This window comes from Galbibacter marinus, from assembly GCF_000300875.1.
GTDB classification, from domain to species: domain Bacteria; phylum Bacteroidota; class Bacteroidia; order Flavobacteriales; family Flavobacteriaceae; genus Galbibacter; species Galbibacter marinus.
In genome coordinates this window covers 179,130-189,038 of record NZ_AMSG01000004.1, presented here as the reverse complement: position 1 = coordinate 189,038, position 9,909 = coordinate 179,130, and the positions used below count along the sequence as shown (strand labels likewise).

Below are 9,909 nucleotides of genomic sequence, written 5' to 3'. Positions count from 1 at the left end.
ATTGGCCAACCGTGTACTAAAATCTTTAGCATAGGAAGAGCTTAGGTGAGATCCATCATAGGTTTTGTATTGACTTGCATCAGAGAAATTAAAATAAGGCACATCAAAAGAGGCGCTAATAAGGGTCATTTCTGTATTGAATTCTTTCCACCACTGATTTTCCATACCTAGTACTAGAGGATCTAATGGCATTCGCACTACAAAAACTTGTCCGTGGTTTTTTAAATATGAAATAAGTGATTTAAAACTCTCCATTCTATGGGTAGAAACGACCTCTGGGTTAGTCTTCATCATGCCTCTATACCCTCTGATAGTTTGAGACGTCCAGTGAGCCATATCCTCATTAGAAACCCTATACCCCTGAGCAGACAGCCTAAACTCTTCCCAACCATCATTGTGGAATACAGTAGTGATTTTCGCATTATGAGGAATCAAGGCTTTATACAGGGAACCTCCGTATCCTTTTCGGATGTACTCATAGTTCGGGTCTTTATTGAGCTGATTAATTTTTCCAACCAAAGATTTTTTATCTAGATCTTCAATCTCTTGTTCGGTGGTAAGTTGAATTGGTGTCATAAAAGATCCTGGGCAAACACTCAGGATAAAAATTCCTTGTTTGGTCTTCTCAGGTATTTTCTTTTTGACAGCCTCTAAATACACTTTGCCATAGGGCGATTGGGATTTTTCAAAGGCAAAATTCAAAAACCCTCTTTGATATGGAACTTCCGATAGGGCACTATCGAGTACCTTCGGTGAGATTCCGTTATGGGCTCGTGATAAACCAATTATCAAACTGGGAGATTGATGGGTAAATTTCGAATAATTATCATTTACTTGTCCACGCGCCAACTCCCCCATAAAAAAGTAATAGGACCCGATGAGAAAAAGAGTTAAAATCGATATCTTCCATAATATTTCTTTCATTGTAAAAGGTCTTAAAATTGAAAATAAATAAAGTTGTTTTGGCGATTCACACTAAAGAGTACCATTACCACAATGAATAAAAGGTATATGATCCATCGCATCCAACGCGGTCTATTCCAAACAAGTTCATACACACGATCGTTCCCTTTATAAAAGTGAATGATTTGAACAACAACAATTAGAAATAAACTCAGGTAGAACTCAAACCAATCGTGATATACGTTAAAGGCAGTCGAGGAGCGTGAGAACATATTATTTAAGTAAATTCCAGCCTGACCGATATTTGGTGATCTAAAAAACACCGTAACAATACCTATAAGAGTAAATAACATAGCTCCGTTAAGAACCTTGATAATTTTCATTTTATAACTTAAACCTAAAGTGCTTAATATCTTTCTTCTAATAGGGATGGTTTTATTGTCAGCAATTAACAACACCCCGCAAAGTACCCCCCAAACCACAAAGGTCCAACTTGCTCCATGCCATAAACCATTAAAGAAAAAAACTACCATCATAGCAGAAACCTTAGAGAACTTATACTTTCGAACTAAGGGTATATAGAGGTAGTCTCGAAACCACTTCATAAGGGAAATATGCCATTTTCTCCAGAAGTCAGCAATGGAGTTTAAATAAAATGGGCGATTAAAGTTCTGCATCAAATCATATCCCATGACCTGAGCCGCTCCAATTGCTATAGTACAATAGGCAGAAAAATCATAATAAATCTGAAATATAAAGAAGTAACTCCCCAAAAGTAGTGGCAAACCTTTATAATCGGCAACATTATAATGTATATCATCCACATATACCCCTAATCGGTCGGCCAACACAAGCTTTAAAAAGAAACCCCATGCCATCATGATCAGTCCTTTTTTTATGCGATTAGTATCAAAATGGATCACTTTACTAAATTGCGGAAGTAATCTTTTGCTCCGCTCTATTGGTCCTGCAACAAGCTGAGGAAAAAAGGAAACAAACAATGCATACTTACCAAGATGACGTTCCGCTGGTATCTCCTTCCTATACACATCGATACTATAACTCATCGTTTGGAAGGTATAAAAGCTAATACCAATGGGCAGAAGTATTTTAACGTAGTCAGAATGCTCGCCTGCGGTTGCTTCCATTTGAATTCCAAAGAAGCTCAAAACTTCAACTGCATTTTCTGTGAAAAAGATAAAATATTTAAAAAAGAATAACAGCCCCAGATTGGCAACAATACTCAAAATTAAAAATCGCTTTCTAATTTTTTGATCACTGTATTTCTCCATTTTAAGACCACAGAAATAATCTATAAGTGTCGAGGTCCATAACAATAGTAGCAGCATTGGTTCCAAATACATATAGAAAAAATAACTACAGAGCAATAGCCAAATCCATCGGTACTTGTGTTTTAAAAAATAAAAGACGAATACTGCAATTGGAAAGAAAAATAGAAAATCGAATGAATTAAACAGCATTAGGTTTTAGGTTTATATTTAAATCTACTATTGTTATGAATATTAATTTCAAACCAAACGACTAAACACCTAAAAATTTGTTGAACTGAACCACAAAAATCACCTTGGCATCCCCTTATGAGATTCTTCTACAACCTAATCCATGTTCGCTTTTAAGTTTATTTAATCTCTACAAGGTCACAAGAAACTTTATGATTATATTTACCAAGTATTAAAATAAAACAGATGCATTTATTGAGTTTTACATGGGATCCAAATCAAGTGTTACTTGACCTAGGATTTTTCCAACTACGCTACTACAGCTTGATGTTTGTAATTGCTTTTTCATTAGGATGGTTTATCATGAAAAAGATTTACAAAAATGAAAATCAAACAGAGGAGGCACTAGATTCTCTATTTATATATACCGTACTAGCGACTTTAATAGGAGCGCGATTAGGCCATTTCCTATTCTACGAGCCAAGTGTGTTTATCACCGATCCATTAAGTATCATTCTACCTTTTCAATTTACTCCAAATTTTGAGTTTACTGGATTTAGAGGATTAGCGAGTCATGGAGCAGCGATCGGAATCATCATTGCCATGTATTATTACAGCAAGAAAGTCATCAAAAAACCGATACTCTGGATTTTAGATAGAATTGTAATCCCTGTGGCCATAGGTGGGGTATTTGTCAGAATCGGCAACTTCTTTAATTCAGAAATCATTGGTAAACCAACCAATTCAGATTACGGAGTAGTCTTTGCGCAATTAGGTGAGTCTTTCCCAAGACATCCAGCGCAACTATATGAAGCAGTTGGATACATAATTGTTTTTCTGATCCTATGGTATTTTTACTGGAAAACTGACAAGAAAAATAAATCAGGGTATATATTCGGACTTTTCTTAGTGCTTCTATGGACGGTTCGATTTATTGCAGAATTTTATAAAAAATCACAAGGAGGGTTCGAAAGTGAACTTGGATTACTCTCCACTGGTCAGTGGCTCAGTATTCCATTTATAATCATCGGAATCTACTTTATGTTTAGACCAAAACCACATTCATCAACATCATCTAAAACAACATGATCAATTTTATAATCAGAACTTTAGTCCTAATCATTCTTTTTTGTATGGCTTTAGTTAGCTGTGAAACCCAAACAAAGAAAGAAATTAAGACTACAGAATTAAGTTTTAAAAAGGAAGGTGAATTAAGCATCTATAAAGGTGATTCACTTAAGATAGGAAATATTGATATCGAGATTGCTGATAATGAATATGAACGTCAAACTGGCCTTATGTATAGAACCTCTATGGAGAACAATCAAGGGATGCTTTTTATTTTCGAAGATGAGCAGCCGCGTTCCTTCTTCATGAAAAACACCAGCATTCCATTAGACATCTTATTTATCGACAGTAATAATAGGATTATCAATAGCATCGAAAACGCCGCACCAATGTCCGAGGAATCATTACGATCCCAAGGGCCAGCCCAATATGTTTTAGAACTTAACGCCGGAATGATTGAAATGTGGAAACTTCAAAGTGGAGACCGCATTGAATTCACTCAAGAATAAGACTTAATTACACAATAGTAAGCTTAAATTAAGGAGCTGTAAATAACCTACAGCTCCTTAATTTAGTTGAAATAATTATTCTGAAACTAGGTCACCCTGATACTTCCTGCGTAGTGCTTTAGCAGCACTAACCATTTTAAGTAAAGCATCTTTGGTCTCAATCCAACCTCTTGTTTTTAAACCACAATCAGGGTTCACCCATAGGTTTTCCATTGGAATCAAACAAGCGGCTTTTTCTAATAAGGCTGTCATTTCCTTTTCAGAGGGCACCCTAGGAGAGTGAATGTCATACACTCCTGGACCAATCTCATTGGGATATTTAAAATCCACAAAGGCGTCGAGCAATTCCATATGAGAACGAGAAGTTTCTATGGTAATTACATCAGCATCCATTGCAGCTATATGCTTAATAATATCATTGAACTCCGAGTAACACATATGAGTATGGATTTGGGTGGTGTCCTGCACCTTGGATGCGCTAATTCTAAAAGCTTTGATAGCCCAATTGAGATAGGTATCCCAATCACCACGCTTTAGAGGAAGTCCTTCGCGAATAGCAGGCTCATCAATTTGAATTATCTGAATCCCCGCTTTTTCTAGATCTTTCACCTCTTCACTAATAGCAAGTGCTATTTGATTCGCAGTGGTTTCTCGTGGCTGGTCATTGCGTACAAATGACCACTGTAAGATGGTTACAGGGCCTGTTAACATACCTTTTACTGGAAGATCTGTAAGGCCTTGGGCATAAGAGGTCCATTTCACAGTCATTGGATGTGGTCTGAATACATCTCCATAAATTATAGGAGGCTTAACTGCCCTAGAGCCATAGCTTTGAACCCATCCAAAATTAGTAAAAGCAAATCCTTCCAATTGCTCTCCAAAGTATTCTACCATGTCATTGCGTTCAAATTCCCCATGAACTAAAACATCTAACCCAATTTGCTGCTGCCATAAAATAGTCTCTTTAATAACTTGAGCGATTTGTGAATCATATTCACCTTGATCAATCCTTGTGTTTCTTAGCTTAGAACGTAAGGCTCTGATCTGAGAAGTTTGAGGAAAAGACCCAATGGTGGTCGTAGGGAAGATAGGAAGCCTTAGGTGCTGCTTTTGAAGCGATTGCCTGGCTTTAAATTCACTCTTACGAACGGCGTCAGAATCCTCTAGGTCACTCACAGCTAATTTCACCTGCCTGTTGTGAATTAAATCGGAATGTAGTTTATCCCGGTGCACTTTCATATTTTGTTCCAAAACACTCACATTCCCGAGAGAGTCGACAGCCAATTCACTAAGGTGAACAATTTCTTTTAGTTTTTGTTTTGCAAAGGCCATCCAGCTTTTAACTTCACTTGGCAGACTTTCAGTTTCCTTCTCCTGATCTAAATCAAAGGGCACATGTAAAAGCGAACAAGAAGGTGCTAGCATCACCCTAGAGGCTCCCAAAACGCCTATTGCCTTTTGTATAAGTTTTAGAGAAACCTTATAATCATTCTTCCATATGTTACGCCCATCAACAATCCCTAGGGAAAGACTTATATTCGGATCCAGTGATTCTAACACCGTACTATAGCTATCTCTTCCACGTACCAAATCAACATGCAGTGCATGTACAGGAAGTTTTGTAACCCAAGAACTGCAATGACCCAAGTCACCAAAATAAGTCGCTAAAATCACTTTCAATTCTGGAACCTCTTTTGCTATCCTATCAAATACGACAGTATATTGATCTTGCATATCTTTAGCAATATCCATTACCAAAAATGGTTCATCGATCTGAATCCAATTTGCGCCATTTTCTTTAATTTGTTGCAACAGCTCAATATAGATTGGCAGGAGTTTTTCAAGTAAATCCAGTCGATCAAAACCTGGTTCTTTCTCCTTCCCTAAAAGCAAATAAGATATAGGACCAATTAATACAGGTTTAGGTGTAATACCAAGTTCTATTGCCTCTTGGAGTTCATTAAGAATTTTATCAGTATTGAGATCAAAAACCTGATCTTTATAAAATTCGGGTACGATATAATGATAATTCGTATCGAACCACTTGGTCATCTCCATGGCAATAACATCAGCTCCTTCTCTCTGCTGCCCTCTAGCCATTGCAAAGTAAAGATCTAAACTCCGATCTGGAATATTAAAGCTTTCCATGTACCGTGGAGCTATAGCTCCTAAGGTAAAACTAAGATCCAGTACTTGGTCATAGAAAGAAAAATCATTGGTAGGAATAATCTCAATTCCGTTGTTTTGTTGAACTAGCCAGTGCTCTTTTCGAAGCTGCTTAGCCTTTAAAAGAAGTGTGTCTTGGGTAATTTTACCAGACCAATAATCTTCTAGCGCAAACTTGAGCGCTCTTTTGGTACCAATACGCGGATACCCCAGATTGTGTGTAATCATTTTTATGAATTAAATCAGTTAAACAAAGAACGTTCAAGACCTAGAGGCTCTGCTGATTTAAAACTTTGACCAATGATACCTCCCCTTTAAAAAGGAAAAGTTCATCAGTATCTGATACAGCTTCAAATTCGCGAAAGCATTATCATTTTAGTAGTGGTAGGTCTCCTGGCTTGTAACATTTTTACTTCCTTCCCATCGATTAAAACAGTGGATTTAATTGTAAAAACTTTAAATGGTTACTTACAGTTGCGCGACAGCTTGTGATTTTCACACAATTCCCTCTTAGTTGGTATTACCCAAACCGTCCTAGACTGATTCCTATGTAAAGAACATTTTTAAAGATGCAAAGTTACGTATTAATTCTACGCTAAAAAGATTAAAAAGTGATATTAAAGTCGGTACAACTTGAATATTTGTTAAGCTACTGAGAATTACATACAGCGACACCCATCAAATAGTACCTTTCAAAAGAAAGATGTTACTTGGAGTTAGATCATAAAAAAAGAACTGCCTCACTGACAGTTCTTTTTTTATGACACTAGTTGCTTTTAATTAAGCATCTAAAGCTTTGTCTTGTTCACCCTTATCCTTAGTGGTATCAAACATAATAGGAGTTGCTATCATTAAAGATGAGAATGTCCCTACTGTAATACCTACAATCATCGCAAACATAAATCCACGTAATGACTCACCTCCAAATATAAAGATGGAAATAAGCACTACCAAAGTAGTTAATGAAGTATTCAATGTTCTATTAATTGTACTATTTAAAGCGCTATTTACAATAGCCACACCTCTCCAACCACGTTTTTGAGTTTCTTCACGAATCCTATCAAATATAATAACCGTATCGTTAATAGAATAACCAACCACAGTTAGGATAGCTGCAATAAAGGACTGATCTACCTCCATGCTAAAAGGCATTAAGTGTGATGTGAGTGAGAAGACTCCAAGAACGATAATCACATCATGAGTAAGGGAAGCTACTGCTCCTAAGGAGAACTGCCATTTACGGAATCTAAGTAAAATAAATAAGAATATAACAACTAGAGAACCTAGTACAGCCCAAAGCGCATCTTTTTTTATATCATCTGCAATAGTAGGTCCAACTTTTACGGCTTGTAAAATACCTATTTGAGAAGAATTTGCTCCAAGAGTGAAATCGTTATACGTGAAGTTTTCTGGGTAGTACTTCACCAAATTATCATATAACAAATTTTGTATTTCATCATCTACCTCGCTACCCTCAACATCAACTTTATATTTAGTGGTAATTTTAACCTGATTGGCATCTCCAAAGGTTTTCACCTCTGTGCTTCCTAAAACTGCACTCAATTCCTCGCCAATTTGAGTAGGATTCACAGGGTCAACAAATCGAACTTGATAAGAACGACCACCTACAAAATCAATACCACCCTCAAGTCCTTTAGTTGTCAAACTAACAATACTTATAAGGACAAGTACTCCTGATATAATATATGCTATCTTACGCTTACCTAAGAAATCAATATTACGGTTTTTAGGTAATTTATCTGTGATAAATGTGGTAAAGGTGAAATTCCTTTTATTTTTTGCAAGATCACCCTCTAACATTAGTCGAGTAATAAATATTGCCGTAAACAAAGAAGTAAGGATACCAATTATAAGAGTTGTTGCAAATCCTTGAATTGGTCCTGAACCGAACATCAAAAGAACAATAGCAGTTAATCCCGTGGTAATATTTGCATCAAGAATTGAGGATAATGCATTTGCAAAACCATCAGTGATCGCTTGAATTTGCCCTTTCCCTGCACGTAATTCCTCTTTTATACGTTCAAATATAATCACGTTTGCATCCACTGACATACCAATTGTAAGTACAATACCAGCAATACCAGGAAGGGTTAAAACAAAGCCTAGTCCAGCGAGAATTCCGAAGATCAATACAATGTTAAGCACTAATGCTACATCCGCATATAATCCCGCTCTTCCATAGTAAGTTATCATCCAAACAAGTACCAGAAAAGCGGCTACTAAGAATGAGAACATTCCACTATCAATAGCCTCTTGTCCTAATGAGGGTCCAACAACAGCAGATTGAATAATATCCGCTGAAGCGGGTAATTTACCTGCTCTTAAAACGTTCGCTAAGTCATTTGCTTCATTGAGGGTAAAGTCTCCTGAAATTTCAGAATTACCACCACTAATAGCACCTTTAGAAACACCAGGTGCTGAGTATACAACATTATCAAGAACGATTGCAATATTACCACCCTCTCTAAATGCTTTTCCAGTAAGTTCTTCCCATATTTTAGCACCACGATTATCCATTTGCATAGATACTGCTGGTCTACCAGCCATATCATAGGTCTGCTGTGCATCCGTAATCACATCACCACTCATATTAGGTTGACTCTCACGGTTCCCTTTAAGGGCATATAAATCTAAAACTTGTGAATCCTTAGGAGCAATACCCCATCCAAATTCAACATACTGCAGATTCGCTGGTAATAACTGACGAATCTCAGGCATACTAATATATTCATTGAATTTTGCCGTATCCTTAATAGCAACTCTTGCTATAATTGGAGAACCTTGCATTCCACCGCTAACCATAAGGTCATACAATGGATTAACTTGGGTAGCTACATCAGCAGAATCTTTAACAGCATCAGAAAGCAAAGAGTCGATCTCAGAAGCTTCTTCATCATCTTCCTGAGTTGTTGTAGTATCGTTTACCTCTAGAATATCAATTAGCCTATTGTTAGCAGCAATCATAAAAGAATTTACATCTTCTGCTTTGTAGGTTTCCCAGAACTCTAACTGCGCAGTACTCTGTAGAAGACTTTTTACTCGATCCACATCCTTAGCCCCAGGTAATTCAACTAGAATACGCCCTGAAGTTCCAAGTCTCTGGATATTAGGAGAGGTAACCCCAAACTTATCGATACGTTGACGTAATACTTCAAAGGCTGAAGTAATAGACTCGTCAATTTTTCTACGCAAAACAGGTTGTACCTGTGCATCGGTCATTTGGAAATTAATATCCTCGCTCAATACTTTATTAGCAAAAATATCCGGTGAAGCCAACTTGGTTGTACCACCACTTAATTTTGTAAATTCTTGGAAGAATAAATCAACATAGTCATCTTGGCTATTTTTCGAAGCTTCATCAGCTTGATCCAAGGCTTTATTGAAGATTGGATCTTTAGAGTCATTTGCTAATCCTTTCAATATATCCTTAACCGATACCTGGAGGGTTACGTTGATCCCCCCTTTAAGGTCTAAACCTTTGTTGAGTTCTTTCTCTTTTACTTCCTTCAATGTGAAGTCTGTAAATCCAAGATCAAATACCTTTTCATTTTGAAGTGAATCTAAGTATCTAGATTCCACCTTCTCACGCTTCGCTACGTAGTCCTCTTCTTGATCTGAGATTTTATTGTAAGCATACTCCTCTGCATCTGCTTCTACCTTGCTTGCAACAAAGGTAAATGACAACTGATAAATACTTACAAGAGCGAACAAAACAGCAAATAGCCTAACAAGTCCTTTATTCTGCATTCTGATTTATTTTAATGGTCAATTATAAAAACGGA

6 protein-coding genes and 1 riboswitch are annotated in these 9,909 nt (G+C 36.8%); of the genes, 2 read left to right on the top strand and 4 right to left on the bottom strand.

What is annotated here, in order from left to right; genetic code table 11:
- Together I215_RS05435 and I215_RS05430 are read right to left on the bottom strand one after the other, a co-directional pair.
- Nucleotides 1–924 (bottom strand): hypothetical protein (locus I215_RS05435; RefSeq protein WP_008990961.1); only part of this gene is annotated, 924 nt, incomplete at its 3' end.
- Nucleotides 925–935: 11 nt separating this feature from the next.
- The gene (locus tag I215_RS05430; RefSeq protein ID WP_008990960.1) at nt 936–2,384 is read right to left on the bottom strand and encodes an MBOAT family O-acyltransferase; all 1,449 of its coding nucleotides are present in this window, start codon (nt 2,382–2,384) and stop codon (nt 936–938) included.
- A gap of 225 nt (nt 2,385–2,609) precedes the next feature.
- Between I215_RS05430 and lgt the strand changes: the two genes are divergently transcribed.
- Entirely contained in the window at nt 2,610–3,452 is an 843-nt protein-coding gene (gene lgt, locus I215_RS05425; RefSeq protein ID WP_008990959.1) for a prolipoprotein diacylglyceryl transferase, read from the top strand.
- 44 nt (nt 3,453–3,496) lie between these two features.
- Nucleotides 3,497–3,940, top strand: coding sequence for a DUF192 domain-containing protein (locus I215_RS05420; protein WP_237738928.1), 444 nt, complete (start codon nt 3,497–3,499; stop codon nt 3,938–3,940).
- A 75-nt stretch (nt 3,941–4,015) separates the two neighbouring features.
- Here the strand turns inward: I215_RS05420 and metE are convergent, their stop codons facing one another.
- A complete protein-coding gene (gene metE, locus I215_RS05415) occupies nt 4,016–6,334 on the bottom strand; it encodes a 5-methyltetrahydropteroyltriglutamate--homocysteine S-methyltransferase (protein WP_008990957.1) in 2,319 nt (772 codons plus the stop codon).
- A 136-nt stretch (nt 6,335–6,470) separates the two neighbouring features.
- A riboswitch (cobalamin riboswitch) is annotated at nt 6,471–6,656 on the bottom strand.
- Between the two features lie 230 nt (nt 6,657–6,886).
- A complete protein-coding gene (secDF, locus tag I215_RS05410; RefSeq protein WP_008990956.1) occupies nt 6,887–9,874 on the bottom strand; it encodes a protein translocase subunit SecDF in 2,988 nt (995 codons plus the stop codon).
- Nucleotides 9,875–9,909 lie beyond the last annotated feature (35 nt).